The organism is Microcoleus sp. Z1_B2 (assembly GCF_036700325.1).
In the GTDB taxonomy this organism is placed as follows: Bacteria; Cyanobacteriota; Cyanobacteriia; order Cyanobacteriales; family Microcoleaceae; genus Microcoleus.
In genome coordinates this window covers 81,583-102,188 of record NZ_JAUBOQ010000006.1, presented here as the reverse complement: position 1 = coordinate 102,188, position 20,606 = coordinate 81,583, and the positions used below count along the sequence as shown (strand labels likewise).

Sequence of the window (20,606 nt, the reverse complement as noted above, 5' to 3'; positions counted from 1 at the left end):
GATATTGGCAGGTTTACCCGCCCCTACCTGATTTCTGGTAATCGACCGGACATAATATTAGACGGCAATCAACATTGACCATAATATCTCGGCCGGGCGGGTTTTTGAGATGGTCAATTATGGGCCGATATTGGCAGGTTTACCCGCCCCTACCTGATTTCTGGTAATCGACCGGACATAATATTAGACGGCAATCAACATTGTTATTCACTGTTTTTATTGGTGGCTGCTTTCTGACGAAAGGAAGATGCTGATATCAACAAGTATTGTTCTGAAATTGACAGTTTTTCTTGGCTTCAGCCTTCCCCCCTGCTGGGGTAGGGGCAAGGCTGTTTCGGGGCAACCACGGGGAGTAGGGGTCGGATTGCCCCTACGGAAAATCAGGCTTTTGTAGGGGCGGTGCCAAGAGTGCCCGCCCCACCATAGACGAGCGGGTCGGGGTTTCAGATATCGGGGCAACCACAGGGGGATTGCCCCTACAAGAGAATGAAACTGCCCTGGGTAGGGGGGGGTTGGCTTCTACCTTCTGCCTTCAGGGAAGAGGAGCAAAACTGTAGATTTTTTGAGGTTCGAGCCGATCGCAAATTCCGGTTAATTCCGGCAAAACGAATGTCTCGCGATCGAGCTGGACTTGCAGGGTTTTGAGCGGATCTGCACCGGAGGAAACCATGAATTCTAATGTTTGCAAATTCGGCTCATTGCTGATTTCACCCAGAATTTGGCCGATCGCCTTGACGTAAGGATGGTTTACCTCCGAGTACCAGTCGGGGGCTGCGAGTCCGGCTTGATCGAAGCCCAGGTGAACGATGAGAGAGCCTTCTCCGAACAGGGCTATGCCCACCGGCCGCGCTTCTTCTTGCAGCAGCAAGTGCTGGTTAGCCGCCAAATGCCGCAGTTTTTCGAGGTGTTCGTACCGATTTTGAATGGCAGAATCTTCCTCTTTTCCTTCTGCTTTTTCGTTCCACTGAATCGCCACTGTTACTAAATAAGTTTGCAGTAGCATATGACCGAGTTTTTCGGCTTTTGTTGCCAGATAGATCGAGTTGTAATCTGTGGCTTCAATTAGTAAGGGGACGCGATCGGCTACTTCAATCCCGTAACCTTTCAACCCTGCAATTTTGCGCGGGTTGTTGGTAATCAAGCGAATTTTTTGAACTCCCAAATCGTTGAGCATTTGTGCTCCGACGCCGTAGTTCCGCAAGTCGGCGGGAAATCCTAACCGTTCGTTGGCTTCGACTGTATCGAATCCCAAATCTTGCAGCGAGTAAGCTTTTAGTTTATTTACCAATCCAATGCCCCTACCTTCTTGGCGCAAGTAAACTATGACGCCAGAACCGACATTTTCGATCATTTTCAGTGCCGCTTGCAGTTGCATCCGGCAGTCGCAGCGCAGGGAACCCAAAGCATCGCCGGTCAGGCATTCGGAATGCACCCGCACCATCACGGGTTTGTCTTTAAATTCTGCCGGGTCGCCCTTGACAATAGCAACGTGTTCTGAGTTGTCTTGGGTGTCGCGGTAGGCGTAAATCATAAACTCGCCGAATTGAGTGGGCAATTTGGCGACGGTTTCGCGGCGGACGAATCGATCGTGCTTGAGCCGGTAGCTAATTAAGTCGGCAATACTGATTATTTTGAGGTTGTGGGTTTTGGCGTAGTCGATTAATTCCGGCAACCTCGCCATCGAACCGTCGGGGTTTTGAATTTCGCAGATGACGCCGCTGGGATACAGGCCAGCGAGTCTGGCGAGGTCAACCGAGGCCTCGGTGTGACCGGCGCGTTTGAGGACGCCACCGTCGATCGCCCGCAGGGGGAAAATGTGACCGGGACGGCGCAAGTCTTGAGGTTTGGTGTCCGGGTGGATGGCGACTTGGATGGTGCGTGCCCGGTCTTCGGCGGAGATACCGGTACTGACGCCGTTGACTGCATCGATGCTGACGGTGAAGGCAGTTTGGTTGTTGTCAGTGTTTTTGCTGACCATGAGGGGCAGTTCCAGGCGATCGAGCCTTTCGCCGCTCAATGCCAGACAAATCAAACCCCGCGCGTTCACGGCCATAAAATTGATGTTGTCGGGGGTGGCGAATTGGGCGGCACATATCACATCGCCTTCGTTTTCGCGATTTTCGTCATCGACTACTACCAGGGGGCGACCTGCTTTGAGGTCTACGAGGGCGCTGTCAATTGAGTCAAATTGAAAGGATTGAGTTGAGGTGTTGTTATTTGTCACTGAGCAGTTCAATCTATAAACAGTAATGTTATGGAAATAGAATCTATTTGTGATTGTAACCTTTTGTATCCGGCAGGGCGATCGGCCAATCCAGATGAGTTTGACAATATTTCTCAAGTCACTTACTATAATTATTGCATCTTGTCAACAAAATCTCTCCCCAATATTTCATGAGCTTGACTGAGATCGCGAATATTTTAGGTAAACCGTACTTCCAAGCTCCTAATTGCCTAATTTATCTGATTCAAAAAGTTGTCTGGAACTAAGGCGCGGGAGTTGCGGGCTGCAAGTTCTTTTCACCCCGCAATGAAAAGTTTCTCTGGTATGTGAAAAATCAAGACAAGTATACATTTAATTTGGATGAAGTGCGCGACCCAAATGTGAAATATCCGAATCAGAAAAAGAACGGCAAGATTAAAGTAAACTTAAAAGGCAAAAATCCGACGGATGTTTGGCAGTTCCCAAAAGTTACGTCGGGGAAAAACCGAGCTTCAAAAGAACGTACGCCTCACCCCGCTAAATTTCCTGTTGCTGTTGTCGATCGCATCATCAAGTCGGCCTCGAATTTAAACGAAATTGTTTTAGATCCGTTTATGGGTTCCGAGACTACAGCAATTGTGGCTCTGGGTTGGCAGCGACAAGTTATTGGATTTGAAATTAGGGCTGATTACTGTCAGATTGTCGCTAGTAGAATAGATGATTTTTTGATGGACAAGGAACTGGCAGAAGCAAAGTTATCTTTATTCTAAAGTTGGTAAATTTCAGCAACTTAATTTAAATAGTCCCAGATCGGGCGATCGGTCTCAAGCGATCGGCGCTTAAGATCGCACAGCCCAGAACGCTCGGCGCAATGGGACAATATTGATATCCCGTCAAATTATCCCAACCATGAATAATTGGCCGAAATTCCTCCCCGATCCTAGATCGTGCGGCAGAGGGTTTGCCTTAAGCATTAGCTTTTGGCTGATTGTTTCTTTGCTGTGGCCCAATGCTTACTACTATTCCTACGGATTTAGCAGGACGTACTGGTACACCATCAGGAGCTCTGACTGGGAATCCCCGATCGTACTTGCTTGGTTGTGCCAAATCTGGTTATTTGCTTTCTATCACTGGGGGTTAACCAAGCTTGCAGAGTGGGTGGAAATTCGCCGACACAATCAGCAACCGCCGACTGTATCGGCTTGGCACCACTGGAGGGAAGGCATTATCGCATTTCTGACGCTACCTGCTGCGATTTTGATGGGAATTCCGCCGACTGCCTTTTTTATGCTGCCGATCAGAAGCTTTTCGGGCGCCCTCGTTGCTGTAATTCTAGGAAGTGCGATCGCCTCTGCTTACCTGTATCACTTCCGCTTTGCAAAGCTGCTTAAAATTATTGTTAAATTCTTAGGGATTTTCTATGCAGACCTTCTAAAGATACTTGAACTTTTGTTAGTTCCAGTATTAACTGGTACTCCGTTTTTTCTGCTAACTGTTGCGACGGCAGAAATCGTGCCAATACAGCTACTGTCGCTGACAACCTTTCTGTTAGTTATTTGCGTACTGCTAAGCGGGATAGTGGGATATGCAGCTTTGCAGTATTGGTCCGCGCATCTAGTTAATTGGGCCGCGACTTGGTGGCCCGCTGACTCTCCTGGTTACAGTCGCCTTCAAGCCCGAAAAGCCTGGAAACACAACAAAACAGCAACCAGCCAATCTTTTGTTCGGCACACAACCAGTTGGCACTTAGCAGCTAACGACACTACCAACCTAATTTACCTAAACCTCATAGCGATCGTACTCGGTGCGATCGGTTTTCTGCTGTTTGGAGAGTCGAAAGAATGGTCAGAAACACAAGAAGATATTTTAGGATCGGCCGTGGCGCTAGTGTGGGTGGCGGTGTGGCATTTCTGGGGGTGGCCGCGCGAAGTAGAAATTGCTAGAGGTAAGCCGGAAGCTAAGAAAAAGCGATCGCCCAATTCTAACTCAGCGCCTCCCAATCCGGTAGAACAAGAGCTAAATCAGCTCAAAACCACAACTGGAATGAATCGGATGAAGTCAGTAAGACGATCGACCCAGCCAACTCCTGAAGTTGCTCAATGGTACGTCTTTCGCAGCGGTGAAGCCAAAGGGCCCTATACCAAATTGCAATTATGGGAAGTTCAGGAAATCACAGCCCGAACCAAAGTGCGGCGCGGGGAAGCCGAGTGGCAGCGCGCCGGTGAAATTCCAGAATTAGCGTCGTACCTCACTCAAAAATAAGACAGTACAAGTCACCGCACGTCGATCGGCGCTTAAGACGATCGCACTGCCCAGAAAGTAGCGCTATATCCCTTGATAATCTGGAAATAATCTGATAGTATATTAGCAAGTGGGGGTGGAACTACCTCACTATAAAAAGCCTTTGAAACAAAGGAAAAAGAAGCCTGCGGTCTAAATGTACTCAATTGACCGTCAGGTTTTTTCACTAACCGAATATTCAAGTCAATGTCTAAAGTAGTCGATGAACTTTGTCAGTTATAACTGAATCTCAGGCGCTGTTCTCAATCAGACCCAATCAACCTGGTAACAGGGACTAAAAATCTCAGATATCAGGTCGATCGCGCAGCAAGAAACCAAGTGGATGAGGCCAAGAGTGTAAGATGTCAGTTATCACGAATACTTTCTGTTGGCGATTGCCCGACGGCACCCAAAATTGAAAATTATGCCAGCCAATTGCTGATTCTGCTGGCTTCATGTTATAGTGGTTTTCCAAGAATTAAATTCGGTTGCGTAGTTTGTTGGTGTTTATTTACAAGCGTCTCTCCGAATCTAAGTCTCTGCACCCTAATGATTCTGGAGATTTTATGTCGATTTACGTGGGTAATCTTTCATATGAGGTAACATCAGACGACCTCAACGAAGTATTTGCCGAGTACGGTACTGTAAGCCGCGTCCAAGTGCCAGTGGACCGGGAAACAGGCAGGATGCGGGGTTTTGCTTTTGTGGAAATGGCAAGCGAGGCAGAAGAAGCAGCAGCCATCGCAGCTTTAGACGGTGCTGAGTGGATGGGCCGCGACTTGAAAGTCAACAAAGCCAAACCTCGCGAAAACAACAACAGACGCCCCTCGGGCGGCGGCTGGGGCGACAACGATCGCCCTGCACGCGGACGCTACTAAACTTTGAGACTGAAAATTTGAGTTTTGGTAGTTGACGGCAGGTGCGAATGCTGCTTTTTTTTCGGGTTGTTCGATCGACCCATCAAATAAAACTCCCAAACCTCTGGCATCAGTTTTGCCCCCTCCTTGGAGGGGGCTTTGTTTTTGGCGAAAAATCCCGCGAGGTACGTCGGCGGTGCAGTTCCCAGTCTAGTTCGTGATTCAGTACCCTCTTAACTGCTTTTTTTAAGAGGCTGTCGGGATTTCGCCGATCGACTCCTGTAAACTATCAAACTACAATTAAGCAGCAAGAAAAGTTAGAATAACGGCAAAACTGAATATTGCCCAGAACAGCCAAACTATCTTTACCGAAGATTAGTCGAGAAAACCAGCCGAATATCAGCCAATATCTTGATTTTGCCTCAATAAAGATGTCCAAGGTCTACAGCACGGCGGAACTCATTAAAATCCTCGAAGAAGAGCGCCAAGCCTGCTTGCATGGGCGGCGTCTCAACTTGACTCAAACTTCTGCTACAGGCAACCCCGTGATTGACCGCTTTCTCAAGTCTGAGGGAGTTCAGAAGTTCACTGCTTATCAAAATTTTAAGGCGGCTGTGCACGAATACCAGCGGGAACATCAAGTTTCTGGGATTGTCTGGCGGGAAATGGCGGTTAAAGGCAATACTCTACGCTATCCGGCAGTGGATGACGAATTAATAGCTCTACCGGTTGATTTGATTACGTTGAAGGCAGCTAAGATTGCTATGTTGGAATTCTGGCAGCAGGTAACTGCGGGGATGGATTTGTATTTAAGCATTAACAGCGGGAAGGATTTTCGATCGATCGAGCCGGTTGATGTAGAAGCTATAGCCCAGCGCACAGAATGGGCCAATCTCTCCAAGTGGGAAAAGTTGGATTTTCTAGAAATTTTGTTGCAGTTGGGCTGGGGGAAGCCGGAGGAAGCTTATTATAAGCGGGGATGGCCAACCTCGGGCAGTGAGTACATTCACGCCGTCAAACCCGGACAGCGGCCGATTTGTTAATTGGTAATTAGTAATTGCTAAGGATCGCGAATTAAATAACTTACAATTTTAATTGTTATTGTGGAAGTTATTTAATTCTCATTCCTAAGAGGATATCCTGAATTCAGAACCATCGACAACACAGAAATTGAGGAGACGGCAGTGCCGTGTCCCTACCCCAAAACGTCGTAGCACGGGCGAGAACCCGACGCCATCGCCCGATTTGCAGGGACAGGGCAGTGCCGTGTCCTGACTGTGCGTAATATCTGAAGAACTCATTTATTAACATCAGAAATTTGACAAAGCATCAAGCCAAACCACTGATTTGGATCTGTCCAAACTTGCACCGGCATTAAACCACGCTGCGACAGTTCTTTTTTTACAGTAGTGAGATTGAACTTGCGCGATATTTCGCTGCGGATAGTTTCTCCCGCTGCAAATTCAACCGTTAAATTGAGAGAACGCAAGTGCACTGTTTGCGCTTTTTTACTTTTCAAGTGCATTTCAATTTGACATTCCTCTTGATTGTAAAAAGCCCAATGCTCGAACTGTGCTAAATCAAAATTTCCCTGATATTTTCGATTTAAATGTCGCAGCATATTCAAGTTAAATGCTGCCGTTACTCCTTGACTGTCATCGTAGGCAGGCTCTAAAATATCCTTAGATTTGTCCAAGTCAATTCCCAGCAAAAAATACTCTCCCGGCTGCAATGCACCGACAATTTGCGAGAAGAACAAATCGCATTCTTGAGCGTTGAGATTGCCGAGGGTACTGCCGAGAAAGCAAATCATTCGGGTTGGCAACGGCGACGGTGCAATTTTAGCTAAGGCTAATTCGTAAGTGCTGACAAGTCCGTGAATCTGGAGCGACGGATAATCTGCCAACAGTTGACAAGCGCTGCTTTCTAGGATAGTAGGACTGATGTCGATCGGCAAATAGTGCAGGGGATATTCCAGTTGACTGTAAGCATCAAGGAGAATCCGAGTTTTGGTGGAACTGCCACTGCCGAGTTCGACGATTTCGCAGGGGCCCGTTAAATTGGCGATCGCCCCCGCGCATCCCTGCAAAATTGCCGTCTCAGTGCGTGTCAGGTAGTATTCCGGCAACTGGCAAATCAACTCAAACAGCTTCGATCCGCGATCGTCGTAGAAATACTTTGGAGGCAGGGATTTGGGGGTTTGAGTCAACCCGCTAACTGCATCGCTGCCAGCATTGATTTCTGCGGGTGTCGGTGCCGCAGCGCTCACCAGTCGCTCTAAGTGCAGCCGGTTTTCTTTTGTTGAGGCTGAGTTGGTTGTGTCGGACAGTCTTGGGGATTTCATAAAGTAATTTTTAGATGCACACATGGGTATAGCACGCAGTCGCGTTGCCAAATATCGCGATCAAGTCAGATTTTTCAGGTGACTCTCCGTTCTGTATTGTCTCACCCGATGGATCTCGCATCCACAATTAAAACTTAAAATTTATCCACAAAAATTATTGAATACTTAACCAAACTTGTTTTATTTGAGCTTGTCACATGGAAAAATGTTGGGAATTTTGCAAACAAATTTTGTCCCCAATTCCCTCTCCAGCCCTTTATCTGATGTTCGTCAAATAAGCTTTCTAAGGCAAGTATTAAGGAATTTGTTGATTTGAAAAATCCGCTGACTAAATTCCTTAATACGAACAAACTTGATGGTAATTATAATTACCTAGCAAACTACTTAGCGCAGCGAAAACCAGCAATAATTTGCCGCACGCCCGGATAATACCAATTCCGAAAGGTCGATCGCAGAGCCTGCGGAAAAGTCGCCCAACTCCCCCCTTTCAAAACCCGGTGTTCTCCATCAAAATAAACTTGAGAATATCCCCTATAAGGATAACTTTCAAATCCCGGATAGGCGTCAAAGGTTGAAGCAGTCCACTCCCAAACATTGCCCAACATATCATAGCAGCCTGCCGCACTTGCTCCTTTGGGAAAGGCATCAACTGGCGAAGTATTGGCAATATTATTGCCGTGATTGCACAGGCTGCCGTTTGGCGGTTCTTCTCCCCAAGGATAGATGCGATATGTTTGATTTGTGGCGTCCCAACTCGCAGCTTTTTCCCATTCGGCTTCCGATGGTAAACGCTTGCCGATAAAGTTGCAGTAAGCTTCGGCTTCGTACCAACTCACGCCGCAGACTGGATGGTTGTTGAAAGCTGGATTTTCTGACCAGTAAAGCGGTTGAGAGACGGCTTCGACTTGCAGCCATTTCCAGCCGTCCGCTGACCACCAATCAGGGTTTTGATAGCCGCCGGATTCCATGAAATCTCGGTATTCACGGCAAGTGACGGGATAGCGATCGATCGAGTATGCTTCTAAATAACATAGGTGGCGCGATCGCTCATTATCCAAAGCCTCAGCAGCATCGCTTCCCATGTAAAATTCCCCGCCCGGAATTTCAATCGCCAAATCGGTAATTGGGCATCGGGAATTGGGAATTGGGAATTGGGAATTGGGAATTGGGAATTTCTGCTGCTTTATTCCTCTGTCTTGTAGAGAATTAATCCGTGTATCCGTGTCCAAATCCGTGTCGTGCCTTCCTTCCTTCTTCCTGTGCATTTGCAACACGAAAGCAACAGTTTCGCAGTGCTGGCTTTCGTGCTGAATAATAAACCGCCACAGACGTTCTTGCTCGTCGATCGGCGCGACTTCCAAATAATCTAACACCTTTTTTCTCACCGCGTCCAGATATAATTCAACTTCAGGTAACGCGGGCAGAAAAACCCGTTGTTTTTTCGGCAAAATATCAGCAGCAAACAGTTGGTGATACTGAGGAAAGACCGGTTCCAAGCCAGCACACCGCTGCAACAGCCACAAATCCTCAGTATAAGCAATGTGACCTAAGTGCCAGCCAACTGGACTGAAATCAGGATGAGCTTGACGACAAAAAGTATCGTAGTCGATGTCGGCAAATAGCTTGAAAGTGCCGCGGCGACACTGCTGCAAATCGCGATAAATTGCCTCTCTACAAGATTGGATAGATTTCGAGATCACGCTCTACTCCGGTACTGATAATGCTCTGGACTGGGCACGAGTGCCAATTGCCAGCAAATAAAGGTTCAGAAGCAATGATGACAGAATTCGGGAAATTTAAATCGTCCCGCAGCCAATAGAGGGAAGGAGGGGTTTTTTGGGAAGCAAAGCGAGAGGCAACGAGCTGGTGTCCGTCGCTGATAATTATATTAGCTGAAAATTCTACTTGGTGAAAGTTTGCTAGCTCTGCCAAAGTTTTCAGCGACTTTTGCAAAGCTGCTTGTACGGTCAGATTTCCGGCTGTCAATTCATTGACAAACAAGCCGAAGATATGCTCAGAATCTGTAGTACCGTTAATTGATTGATACAGCGTATCGCTGAGCCGATCGCGAATTGGTCTGTAAAGAGTTTGCCGAAAATTCTTCACGAAGCCGTTGTGTACGAACAGCAGGCGATCGTTCTGAAACGGCTGACAGTTGCTCAAATCTACAGCTTGTCCTGAAGTTGCACTGCGAACATATCCGATCGCGCATCCAGATTCAACGAATCGACTGATACTCGGAAGGTTAATGTCGCTCCAAATTGGCTGTACATTTTTATAAGTAAACGGGTCAGTATCTAGGTGCGGGTGATACCAACCAATACCAAAACCGTCAGCATTGAGTAGGCCAGAAGTCATTTCGCGGGGATCGTAACTCTGCACAATTAGGGAATGTTCCGGCTTGTACAGAATAGCATCGAGTAAAATCGGCTCCCCGAGGTAGCCAAGCAAACGGCACATAAAATTTTTGCAGCAATTTGATTAGCATTGTAAGTCATTAGCCGAAAAATTGCCCGTTAGCGAAGCCCGCCCCTACGGGGGCTACGCCAACGAAGAGGATCGCCCATCTTCAGCGCTGACAACAAGGTTTTTGGTAGCCTGCTGCCAGCATCGCAGTACAAACGATACAGTTAAGGTAGAACCCCTGCAACACAAGGAGACTCTTGAATGTTCATCGACGAACTCATCCCAATGGCGAAAGAATTGATCGAACAGCCGATCGCCTTCGCGGGCGGATTTTTATCTGGCCTGCTTCGACTCAACCTTCACGAAGATCCCGTTAAAAGCTGGATCGACGAGCAAGCTGGTTCAACTTCCTACACTACTCCCCCAGCCGAACCCACCAACGGTAAAAGCAGCGGGCCTCAGTCAATCTCGATCGACTAAGGAAAAGCAGTAACATCATCCCAACGCCAAACTGATTACAGTTATGGCGTGGGCTTCCAAACTTCACACTTTGGCTTTTCGCGTTTTTCCCTGACGGGATTTCCACACTTGGCTAGATTGAATTGCTCACTTCCCGCTAGTAAGTCTGCACAGACACAAGCGATTCCCGTATAACCTTTTTCAGATAGATGAAGTACAATAACACCAGTGTGTAAACCAGTTCCAAATATCTTGCTGAGAAAGTTGACGAAATGCAAACTCGATCGCATTTCCTAATTATTGATGTTTTTTTTTGAATAAAACTGAAAAATTTTTTAAATTTTGATCCTAATTTTTCAGGTTTATGATAAATCAGGCGAAGGGGGCGACAAGTATATTACTTTCGCCCTTTTTATTGATTACTTTATTTAATTATTTTGTGTGTTTCTATGATTATTCTCCATCACTCCCAAAGCATTTTTCCATAATCTCGGTAAGTTACCTGAGCATAAAATCCTCAAATATAATTGTATCATTTTCCTTATTAAATTAACTTATAAGCTGTCGCGCATTTAAATTCTATATTAGGGGCGGGCTAGAAGCCCAACCCTAATCCCCACAAAAGTTTGATTGTTTTTTGACATATAATTTAAAGGCCGCAACAGCTTATAGCGATTCTAAGTGAATTGTGTAATTGTTGTAGGGGCAAAACTCACGCCCGGTTGCCCCAATCCGTGGGGGGTAGGCACAGGGCACTAGCCCTACATATTTGTACAACTGATGCGAGGATTGCTATAAGCTGTGGAGCATTTAAAGCAGTAACGAGGCTTGTATGGTGCGTCAATCGATTTGAGATTTGAGATTTGAGATTAAAGAATTGACTCCCCGGATAAATGCTCTTTCTTGAGGATTTTCGATTTGAGATGCTTTCGATTGATTCCACAGATAAATCACGTGGCGGGTACCACCTTTGAAATTCGTGGTCAGGAGTTAACACTTACGCGCTTATGCGGGAAACATTTCTGTAATGACCCACCCTACTATCGTCTTTTAAATACCGAACAGCTTACTCATCAATTCATTACTACTTTTAACAGGCAAAAACTCAAATGTAAACTTTTAATAGGTAATTCATCTACCTGATAGAAGCTATAATATACAAGATATGTCCATAATTGCAGCGAGGATAACTGTAGTAGAAGTAAGCAGAAATAGTATGTTGAGAAAAATGAATTTACAAACCAGACTAATCAGTGCCTTTCTGACGATGGGACTTTTAGTATTTTTAGTAGCCTGGGTAGGATGGAGTTCAACATCCAATCTCAGTCAACACATAGAGACTATCGGTAAAAATAAATTACCGAGTATTGAAGCATTATTGAAAATTAACGAGGGACAAACCCAAATTGAGTCATCCGAAAGAGCGCTAATTCATCCCGCACTCAGTCAAGCAGAAAGGCAAGATGCTTTAAACAGAATGGACAAGGCTTGGCAGCAGATTCAAAATGGCTTTAAAGCATACGAAGTGCTTCCTCGTACCTCAGATGAAGACGCACTATATCAACAAATGCTTAAGTATTGGGAGGAGTGGCAGCAGGAAGCTCAAGAACTCCTGCTAATTAATAAAGAATTTGAAACACTGGGAATTTTCAATCCTTTGGCTTTGCAGATTGAACTACTTAAGCAGGGTAAAAGTAATTCGCCGGAAATGGCAAGAGCAAACACAGCTACTAACCTTTTGAATAAACTTAGTCAGCAAGCTAAGGTGATTCGTGTTAGATTTATCAAATCTGAACAAGCCACTTTAGCAGTAGCTGAATTCAACCGAAAGGAAGCAGAAGAAGCTTATAGAAGCGCAGAAAAAGATCGTAAAAAAACTCAAATAGCTGTAGTATTGGGCATGACATTGGGGCCGCTAATAGCGATTATTTTAGGCATATCTTTAAGCATAGCGATCGCCAAACCTTTAGATCGAGCGCTCAAAGGTATTATTAATATGATTGTCAGTTCTTCTACCGAGATAGCTGCTACAATTGAGCAACAGGAACGTATTGCTGTACAACAAGCTGCTTCTGTTAATCAAACAACTACCACAATGGATGAATTGGGCGCATCATCGAGGCAATCAGCTATGCAAGCCCAATCAGCCCTTGAAAATGCCAGTAATGTCTTAAATATGGCCGCAGAAGGCAGTAAAGTGGTGCATAAAACCCAGCAGGGAATGTTAAGTTTGACGGAAAAAGTTGGAGCAATTGCCGCTCAAGTTTTAAATTTGAGCCAGCAAACCACTCAGATTGCTAATATTACCAATTTAGTCAGCGATTTGGCTAGTCAAACTAATATGCTGGCGATTAACGCTACAGTGGAAGCAGTACGCACGGGAGAACAAGGAAAGGGGTTTGGGGTGGTGGCGACGGAAATTCGCAGACTGGCAGATCAAAGCAAAAAATCGTCGGATCAGATTAGTGATTTGATAAACGGTATTAAGAATTCCATTAATAAAACAGTGATGGTAACAGATGAGGGCAAGAAAACTTTAGATAATAGCCTGAAATTGACTGAAGGTGCGGCGGATAATTTTAACAATGTTGCTAATGCTATTAACAGTGTTGTTGTCAGCAGTCAGCAAATTTATCTTAATACCAAACAGCAGGCGATCGCTATTGAGCAAGTGGTAGATGCGATGAATGTTCTGAATAAAGGAGCAGCGGAAACAGCCAGCGGTATTACCCAAAGTCGAATTGGCACTCAAACACTTAACAAAGCGGCTTTAAATCTCAAATCCTTAGTTTAATTGAGAAAAGAAAGTAATATCCTAAACTGGGGATGAAGGAGATGGACAGAAAATTTGTCGCATTCCTCATTTCCACTTGGCAATTCCAAATTTTGCCCAAGGATTGAAGGTGACATCTCCCCGTTTAGGAAAGGGTTGGGGAGATGTGTATAGTAATTCTCAAGTGAATGAGGTATAGATTTGAATTTTAGATTAAAGAATGGCAGAAGTGGGGAATTGGTAATTAATTGGCAAGTACCTCACGAAAGTTGACAACCGCTATATCAACGCTCGTGGCCCAGAGCAACCTAATATATTATACCTTGTTAGTCGCTATGTTTCCGAAGATGCTTGGTGATTCGTCGCCCACCAATCAGCGATTAGATTAAAATCAAGTATTGTTCAGGGGTGGGATTCCTCGTCGCCCCAAAACTCATATCCTCACTCATTCGCAGGGCGAGTGAGGATATGAGTTTTGATTAAGCTAACTATTGCAGCCAGTACCAAGGGTTGGTCAATCGATTTTAGATTTTAGATTTTAGATTTTAGAATTGAAGCATTGACTTGCGCGAGATAAATACGTTCGGCAAGTTTCTCGGATACAGGTTTTTTATTTATCCACGCATAAATCAGGGGGCTTGTATCCTGGATGCTTTCGGTGAGTGCGGCAAACCCTTTTAGTTAGAGTCGATCGCCCAGTTGTATGCTAGATAGCACTTGACAGTTAAATTAACAGGTTATTATGTATAGCACAACAAGTTCAGTTCGATCGACATGACTATCTACATTGGAAATCTGTCTTACCGCGCCACCGAAGAAGACCTGAAAGCAGTATTTGCAGAATACGGCACAGTCAAGCGAGTTGTCTTGCCTACCGACAGGGAAACCGGTCGGATGCGCGGTTTTGCATTTGTTGAGATGATGGAGGATGCCCAAGAAGACGCTGCAATTGCCGAATTAGACGGTGCAGAGTGGATGGGCCGCCCCTTGCGAGTGAACAAAGCTAAACCGAAAGAAGAGGGAAATCGAGGCGCAGGTATCAATAGAAACGACGGATATTAGTCGGCGGTGCGGCGGTTGACATCCTCTCGGAACCCACCTGATGCACCAGTGCGCCAGTAGGGCGGAATTGCAAGCAGCAGTTGATTTTGGGGATGAAATGTCAAATCCGCTGCACAAAAATATCGATTCTTTGTGGGCTGCACTTGATTCATAACTTTTTGAGCAAGACAGAATTTAGGCACGCTAGTCTAGAAACCCGATTTCTTGGGCGATACCGGGCTGCTAAAAGCAAAATTTGTCAGGAGAAACCGGGTTGATGAGCGTTAATCTTAAAAAGAGTAAACTCGCCCTTTTTCATCAATATAAACTGACCGGTCTTGCCTAGTGCGGCCGTCTGCTCTGGTGATGCGAATCGTCAAAATGTTTGTCTGCGAGTCAACGTTATAGTCGTATTTCAAAGTTGTGGTTGCTGTTGTGGCATTAATCGGAATATTGGCAATGTCGCCGGTACGATTGCTGATGCGAACACTGATGTTTCTGCTGGCTCCGACGGGCAAGGATGACAAGCGGCCACCTGATTCACCGTATTCTAGGTTCAATCCCGTTTCATTTAACAGTCTGAGGGTAATGTTGCGAGTATTGTCAACCTGCGCTTGAGGTTGCCAGAATCCGGGTTTTGTCCCGCCGTCAGTTGCAGGTTGAGATAATGCTGGATGGGGATGCAGAAAGCCGAGAGCGGCAAGTATTGCTGCGGTTGCAATAATTTTTGATTTCACTGTTTGTACCTCCGGGTCATTCGATTTTAGATTTTAGATTTTAGATTTTGGATTGACTTGCGCGAGATAAATGCGGGGGCTTGAGGATTTTCGATTTTCGATTTGGGATTGATTCCACGGATAAATCACGTGGCGGGTACCACCTTTGAAATTCGTGGTCAAGAATTGGTTATATTTCTATCCTAGCTTTAAAATCCGATGTTAGTGGAAGGAAGAGGGAATAAGGAAGAGGGAAGAGGGAAGAGGGAAGAAGCAATAAAAGGAATAAAAGCCAGGGTTTGAGAAATTAAGAATTTCCTAACCGTCGGGCGCGGTTGCTATATCTACTCAGAAACCGGGCTTCTGTAGTTGTTAATAGTCCTGGACGCACGGGTTGTCTAGAAAGCCGATGGCTGAGCGGGTGGCTGCTTGCCAAAGCTATGATTTAGAGTAGAAACCGGATTTCTGAGGTAAAGTGGGTGCGGGAGTGGTTAATTGTTAATTATCGATCGAGCGGCTTCTAGCAGCAGGCGCTGTTCGGCGCGGACGATCGCCCTGCTAGTTTGTTCTACGGCATCGACATTGACCGAAATAGACGAAATTCCCCACCGCACGAAGGATTCAACTGTATCGGGATACAATGCGGGAGCGTCGCCACAGATCGAGCAAGGAATGCCGGCGGCCCTGGCTTGTTTGATTAATTGTTCGATCGCCCTCATCACTGCTCGATCGCTCCCGTTGAATGCACCTGCTACCTGTTGGGAGTTGCGGTGAATCCCTAACAGAAATTGGGTTAAATCGTTGGTGCCGATGGAAATTCCTTGAACCCCGGCTTTTACGTAATCTGGTAATAAAAATAACACCGAAGGAACTTCCGCCATAATCCACAGTTGAAATTCGGGCGAGCGGTTTTTCCAAACAGTTTCTAAGCGCTGGCGGCAGTAGATAAACTCGTCAACCGATCGCACGAAAGGCAAAATTAAATTAACATTTGTATGACCTGACTCGCAGACTTTTTGAAGTACGCAGAGTTCCCAATCAAATAATTCCGGTTCAAAGGTATAACTGAAACTGCCGTGGTCGCCTGACTCGCGTAAATCGAGAGATCGATAAAATATTGGCTGCGGGGAAACGGCAGCAGCAAATAAGCTGAGGCAATCCGCCATGCGATCGACAAATTCCGATTGGCGGCCGTCTTGTAGCCAAACTTTGGGGTTTTGACAGTCCAAAGCTTCTAATGCCATTAATTCCGATCGCAGCAATCCGATGCCGTCTATTGGCAGATTTTTGAGGCGGTCAATCGAACTTGTTTGGCTGACATTAACTAGCAGTTGAGTTGCCGTTGGTGGGCCCCAAACATATTGAGTAGACTCAGATTGTCGAGATTTAGGATCGGAATTGGACGATCGATCGGAGGTAGAAGATTGGTGCTTGGCTATTGACATTTTGGCTGCTGTACTGTATATATCTGCCTTTTTTGCTGTGTCCAGAAGTCGGCGGCTGTCTGCTATCTCGATGGCATCGGGTTGGGCGAGGGCAAAAACTTCTCCGGTATCGCCGTCTACCAAAACCGAATCGCCCGAGGCGATCGCCCGCGTGGCCCCGGTCACTCCCACAACGGCGGGAATCCCCAATTCTCTTGCTAAAATGGCGCCGTGGCCTGTCATACCTCCTTGTTCGGCAACCACCCCAGCAGCAACCTTCAGCCAAGGTAGCCAATTCGGCTCGATTGTCCGGGCTACTAAAATGCCTCCGGCTAGGAATTCCGCGTTTTCTGGGTGGGAATTAGTCATAACTTGGGCAATTGCTTCGGCTTTTCCTGATGCTGCTGCCACACCTCTGAGTATGGCAGGAGTTCGGGCTCTTGCGATCGAGTTTGGCTGCCGGAGGTATCTCGGATTTTCCTCTACCGGCGCGACTTTTTCCGCTTTGACAAGACGAACTTGAGTGAAATAAAACTGCAGTTCGCCGCTGTTTTCTGTCTGGTTTAGCGTCCACTCCAAAATTAAATCTGAGTCAAATTCGGCGATCGCTTTTTTACTCAATTCAATGATTTCTTGCAGTTGCGATTCCTCTAAAACGTATTGTGTTTGTGCTTCTTCTCCCAGCGCTAAAACTTGCACGCAACAGTCAGCAAAATCAGAAAGTATAAAGGGAGAATCGGGAATTGGGAAAGCAGCAAACTTGCCCAGTAGCAGTTTTTTTTTCGGTTCACTATCGCCGACTTTGAGATTGTAGGCTAATGTTTTGTAACCGATCCGCTGGAATTTAACCGCGCTTGTTTCCGGCTGCACTTGATAGTAATCGGGGATGGTTTCTCCCCTAGCCAGGGACAATCCCAAACCGCTGGTGGCTTGGATTTCCCACTGTGCGCCCGCCTTTGTTTTCACCTCGCCCGCGGCGATGGCTTCTTGAAGTGGCTGCACCAAAACTGCGGGATTGATTTGCTGTACCCGCAGCCCGCACCGCTGCCAGTAAAATAGACTTCGGGCTCTGAACATTTCTGCCCAAGCTCGTTTGAGTCCGGCCCCAATGGCTTCGGGTTCTGCCCGTACTGCCTGAGATTCCAAAATGCCTACTGTTTTCGGGTTCCAGGAAGTCAGGGAAGGGCGAAAAATTAAGGCTGTGGAGTTTAAGTTTGACTGTGAGTTGAGTTGAGAAACAGCAGACTCTAGGGTGGAGAGCAGTGAATCGGGCAGTTTGCCGGTGAGGATTTGGTGGCGGATGCTGCGGGCGATCGATTGCAGTTGTCTGGGTTCATCGACATTCAAGTGCAGGGAAGAGTGTGGCCAGTCAGCAAACAGCGGTTCTAGGCAGTCGATCGACTCTAAAAACTGCCAGAATGTAGTAGCCGGCACGACAAAACCCGGTACAACGGGATGATTTTTCTGGAGCAAACAGCTCAAGTAAAATGCTTTTTCTCCCACTGCATCTCTGTCTGAAGGTTGAATTTTGTCTAACCAGTAGAGGTTTTTCACGCTGCGAGCCTGTCCGTGGAAACAGATTGAATTTGATAGTTTTTCCCATTAATCACTTACGACAATTTTAGGATGAACAAGCGACAATGGACGGGATTAGTCAAATCTTTTCTCAATCTATTTCTTAAGTCTAACTGTCCTCTTTGTCAGCGACCGGCCGCCGGAGAGTTTTGTCCCTACTGTGACAAGCAGCTTCAGCAATGTCAATTAAGCGATCCGGGTCGATTTTGGCATTCACAGCAGCGTGTTTTTGTGTGGGGTGAGTATGGCGGGGCTCTCAAACGGGCGATCGCAGCTTTGAAATATGACGGCAATCCGCAATTAGCCAAACCTCTCGGCGGCTGGCTGGCGGAAGCTTGGCTGAGTTTTCCCGAATTAGCTATAGACAATTTAACTGTTGTACCGATTCCCCTGCACAAAGAAAAGCTCAAGCAGCGCGGTTTTAACCAGGCGGAACTTTTGGCTGAAAGTTTTTGCGATCTGACTGGTTTGCCTTTGCAGCGGCACGGTTTGGAACGGGTGAAAAATACTCAGGCTTTATTCGCTCTGACGCCGCAGCAGCGCCAAGCGGAAATGAAAAATGCTTTAGGTTTGGGGAAAGATTTCCGTCGTCGCCTCCCGCGCGATCGAGTGCTGTTAGTTGATGATATTTACACTAGCGGTACTACGGTTAAGTCGGCAATTAAAATTTTGGAACAATCGGGAATTTCGGTTTATGGAACTGTGGCACTTGCAACTCCGAATAAGATTAATAGGTAAGCTGTGACGGCATTTAAATTTCAACAGATTTGTAGTGAGGACTAAAGTCATCAAATTTGTTGACTCACTTGTGACCTCAGAAACCCGATTTCTACGAATAGTTCTCGTTCATCGAGGTAAAAGTCGTATAAACCGGGTTTCTCGCCCCTCGCGAGTCAGCCATGAAACTGTCCGAAGTGTTGATTAATGATGATTTACTAACAAGATTTTTTGGGAAAAAGGAACCGCGAAGACGCTATTGACGCAAAGAAAGAGAAGGGAGAGAGTTTAGGCGGAAAGCGGGAATTGATTGCTGATGTTCCACCGGCTGCCGTCGTGAAGCAGTAAAGTTAACGCCGAAGCGGTAAACTCAAAGTGGAGCGATCGCCCTGCAAATTCCAACCAAGCTGTTTGAAAATTCTCCTTAGTTAAATCGCGAAATGCTACTGTCATGTGCGGTACAAATGGGCGACTTTGAGAAACTCGATCGACAATTCCCAAATTTGCCTCCAAATAACTCATCAAAGATGAGTGAATCTCCAGCAATTCGGGCGATTTGAAAACATCAGCGTAAATGACGCGGGGCGTGAAAGCAGCAAAACCGGATAGAGTAACGGGAATGGGCCGCCGATTTGCAGAAAACTGGTTCAAACTTTCCTCTAATTTGGCAACATCCTCCGCTAACGAGTGAAAAGGAGGTTGCAGCGTGATGTGCGGCGGGGAATTCAAAGCACCGCGGCTGTTGTAATGTTCCGCAAAATATAGTTTAATCTCAGTAATGTGTTGTTCAATATCGGGAGGCGGCACTAGGGCAATAAAAAATCGCTGTTTTGACGGGTTCATGGGATAACATCGCAGTGAGGAAGAAATGGCGGAGTATGGAAAATCGAGTATTTACTCAAGGCTTGTACCAAAAACTCCATTCCCAATCTACAATCCAAAATCCAAAATCTAAAATCTAAAATTTAAAATGCCTTGGTTTGTCAAAATTGAGCAAGGAATTGTCGAAAAGCCTGTCTTTGACCAATACGTGCCAGCTCACAGAGCTTATGTCCGAGAGTTGATTTCTAAAGGACACCGAGCGAAAACTGGCTACTGGGGGCGGCGGGGCGGCGGTATGTTGCTGTTTGAGGCGGGTTCGATGGATGAGGCGAGGGCGATCGTCGCTGAAGACCCGCTGGTGAAGAACGGTTGCGTTATTTATGAAATTTATCACTGGTGTGTGGTTGAAGAATAAATAACTGTGTTATACTCATAAATGAACTGGACCCACGCGATTCCAACGCCCAAATCTTGTCAGGACCGGAAGGTAGCAGCAACACGGGATGCTTGTAATAGGCGTGGTCTCCGGTTCACCCAGTTTTTTGAGGTGTAGCTCCTATGCCTGGTTTCGGAGATATTTTACAGAAAGCAGTTTACCTTGGTGTCGGGCTAGCTTCCTACGCTGGTGAAAAAGCTGGCAGCAAGTTAACTGAATTACGCACTGAAGCCCAAAAGCTGGCAGACGAATTGGTGAAGCGGGGCGAGATGTCCACGGAAGAAGCTCGCCGCTTTGTTGACGATATGGTACAACAGGCTCAGCAGCAGCCTCCCGTAGCCTCGGCTGGGAACGAAAAACCCGCTGAACCTCGGCGGATTGAAATTGTTTCTGAGGAAGAAGATGTCTCGGCAAAAGATGCTAAAGAGACAGGCGGCGTAGACAAGCTCCGCGAACAAGTGCAGAATTTACAAGAGGAATTGCGGCGGCTGAAGCGGGATTAAGCAGGAAAAAGCTCGCTCAGCAAAGCAGGAAGGGAACTCAAGATAATACT

General features: G+C 46.4%; 18 protein-coding genes, 1 other RNA gene and 1 pseudogene. 11 read left to right on the top strand and 9 right to left on the bottom strand.

Annotated elements, in window-relative coordinates; all coding sequences use genetic code 11:
* Positions 1-532 precede the first annotated feature (532 nt).
* Positions 533-2,224: a bifunctional 3,4-dihydroxy-2-butanone-4-phosphate synthase/GTP cyclohydrolase II gene (gene ribBA, locus QT984_RS05090; protein ID WP_333056162.1), complete on the bottom strand. Its 1,692-nt coding sequence runs from the start codon at positions 2,222-2,224 to the stop codon at positions 533-535.
* A gap of 296 nt (positions 2,225-2,520) precedes the next feature.
* Here ribBA and QT984_RS05085 point away from each other — a divergent pair.
* Positions 2,521-2,973, top strand: a pseudogene (locus QT984_RS05085) (site-specific DNA-methyltransferase); the annotation flags it as partial.
* A 139-nt stretch (positions 2,974-3,112) separates the two neighbouring features.
* Positions 3,113-4,465: a DUF4339 domain-containing protein gene (locus tag QT984_RS05080; RefSeq protein WP_333373406.1), complete on the top strand. Its 1,353-nt coding sequence runs from the start codon at positions 3,113-3,115 to the stop codon at positions 4,463-4,465.
* A 322-nt stretch (positions 4,466-4,787) separates the two neighbouring features.
* Here QT984_RS05080 and QT984_RS05075 read toward each other — a convergent pair whose 3' ends face one another.
* The gene (locus QT984_RS05075; protein WP_333056160.1) at positions 4,788-4,940 is read right to left on the bottom strand and encodes a hypothetical protein; all 153 of its coding nucleotides are present in this window, start codon (positions 4,938-4,940) and stop codon (positions 4,788-4,790) included.
* A 109-nt stretch (positions 4,941-5,049) separates the two neighbouring features.
* Here QT984_RS05075 and QT984_RS05070 point away from each other — a divergent pair, with 109 nt between their 5' ends.
* Positions 5,050-5,361, top strand: a complete 312-nt coding sequence (locus QT984_RS05070; RefSeq protein WP_333056159.1) for an RNA-binding protein — start codon at positions 5,050-5,052, stop codon at positions 5,359-5,361.
* Between the two features lie 410 nt (positions 5,362-5,771).
* Positions 5,772-6,383: a hypothetical protein gene (locus tag QT984_RS05065; protein ID WP_333056158.1), complete on the top strand. Its 612-nt coding sequence runs from the start codon at positions 5,772-5,774 to the stop codon at positions 6,381-6,383.
* A 254-nt stretch (positions 6,384-6,637) separates the two neighbouring features.
* On the opposite strand, the gene egtD is transcribed toward QT984_RS05065, so the two are convergent.
* The 3 genes from egtD to egtC form a co-directional block, all read right to left on the bottom strand.
* Positions 6,638-7,684 carry an L-histidine N(alpha)-methyltransferase gene (egtD, locus tag QT984_RS05060; RefSeq protein ID WP_333269765.1) on the bottom strand — a complete coding sequence of 349 codons (1,047 nt, stop codon included), beginning with the start codon at positions 7,682-7,684 and terminating at the stop codon, positions 6,638-6,640.
* A gap of 380 nt (positions 7,685-8,064) precedes the next feature.
* Positions 8,065-9,384, bottom strand: coding sequence for an ergothioneine biosynthesis protein EgtB (locus QT984_RS05055; RefSeq protein WP_333056156.1), 1,320 nt, complete (start codon positions 9,382-9,384; stop codon positions 8,065-8,067).
* A complete protein-coding gene (gene egtC / locus QT984_RS05050; protein ID WP_333056155.1) occupies positions 9,356-10,144 on the bottom strand; it encodes an ergothioneine biosynthesis protein EgtC in 789 nt (262 codons plus the stop codon). The genes QT984_RS05055 and egtC overlap by 29 nt, the downstream gene beginning before the upstream one ends.
* 207 nt (positions 10,145-10,351) lie before the next feature.
* Between egtC and QT984_RS05045 the strand changes: the two genes are divergently transcribed.
* The 3 genes from QT984_RS05045 to QT984_RS05035 all read left to right on the top strand — a co-directional run bounded on the left by QT984_RS05045 (position 10,352) and on the right by QT984_RS05035 (position 14,384).
* Positions 10,352-10,570, top strand: coding sequence for a hypothetical protein (locus tag QT984_RS05045; protein WP_333056154.1), 219 nt, complete (start codon positions 10,352-10,354; stop codon positions 10,568-10,570).
* 1,207 nt (positions 10,571-11,777) lie between these two features.
* The gene (locus QT984_RS05040) at positions 11,778-13,343 is read left to right on the top strand and encodes a methyl-accepting chemotaxis protein (protein ID WP_333261845.1); all 1,566 of its coding nucleotides are present in this window, start codon (positions 11,778-11,780) and stop codon (positions 13,341-13,343) included.
* A 753-nt stretch (positions 13,344-14,096) separates the two neighbouring features.
* Positions 14,097-14,384 carry an RNA-binding protein gene (locus QT984_RS05035; RefSeq protein WP_333056152.1) on the top strand — a complete coding sequence of 96 codons (288 nt, stop codon included), beginning with the start codon at positions 14,097-14,099 and terminating at the stop codon, positions 14,382-14,384.
* On the opposite strand, the gene QT984_RS05030 is transcribed toward QT984_RS05035, so the two are convergent.
* The 3 genes from QT984_RS05030 to QT984_RS05020 all read right to left on the bottom strand — a co-directional run bounded on the left by QT984_RS05030 (position 14,381) and on the right by QT984_RS05020 (position 18,057).
* Complete coding sequence (locus tag QT984_RS05030; RefSeq protein ID WP_333056151.1) at positions 14,381-14,536, bottom strand: hypothetical protein; 156 nt, start codon at positions 14,534-14,536, stop codon at positions 14,381-14,383. The two genes, QT984_RS05035 and QT984_RS05030, sit on opposite strands and share 4 nt — an antisense overlap.
* A gap of 117 nt (positions 14,537-14,653) precedes the next feature.
* Complete coding sequence (locus QT984_RS05025) at positions 14,654-15,100, bottom strand: hypothetical protein (protein ID WP_333056150.1); 447 nt, start codon at positions 15,098-15,100, stop codon at positions 14,654-14,656.
* Positions 15,101-15,570: 470 nt separating this feature from the next.
* Positions 15,571-18,057 (bottom strand): putative PEP-binding protein, encoded by a 2,487-nt coding sequence (locus QT984_RS05020; RefSeq protein WP_333314813.1) that lies wholly within the window; start codon positions 18,055-18,057, stop codon positions 15,571-15,573.
* 72 nt (positions 18,058-18,129) lie between these two features.
* Between QT984_RS05020 and QT984_RS05015 the strand changes: the two genes are divergently transcribed.
* The gene (locus tag QT984_RS05015; RefSeq protein WP_333056147.1) at positions 18,130-18,816 is read left to right on the top strand and encodes a ComF family protein; all 687 of its coding nucleotides are present in this window, start codon (positions 18,130-18,132) and stop codon (positions 18,814-18,816) included.
* A 267-nt stretch (positions 18,817-19,083) separates the two neighbouring features.
* On the opposite strand, the gene QT984_RS05010 is transcribed toward QT984_RS05015, so the two are convergent.
* Positions 19,084-19,638 carry a 2'-5' RNA ligase family protein gene (locus tag QT984_RS05010; RefSeq protein ID WP_333056146.1) on the bottom strand — a complete coding sequence of 185 codons (555 nt, stop codon included), beginning with the start codon at positions 19,636-19,638 and terminating at the stop codon, positions 19,084-19,086.
* Between the two features lie 127 nt (positions 19,639-19,765).
* Between QT984_RS05010 and QT984_RS05005 the strand changes: the two genes are divergently transcribed.
* From QT984_RS05005 to QT984_RS04995, 3 genes are all read left to right on the top strand, one after another.
* Positions 19,766-20,032: a YciI family protein gene (locus QT984_RS05005; protein ID WP_333056144.1), complete on the top strand. Its 267-nt coding sequence runs from the start codon at positions 19,766-19,768 to the stop codon at positions 20,030-20,032.
* Between the two features lie 23 nt (positions 20,033-20,055).
* An RNA gene (gene ffs / locus QT984_RS05000) (signal recognition particle sRNA small type) lies at positions 20,056-20,152 on the top strand.
* Between the two features lie 23 nt (positions 20,153-20,175).
* Entirely contained in the window at positions 20,176-20,556 is a 381-nt protein-coding gene (locus QT984_RS04995; protein WP_333056143.1) for a phasin-related domain-containing protein, read from the top strand.
* Positions 20,557-20,606: the final 50 nt, after the last annotated feature.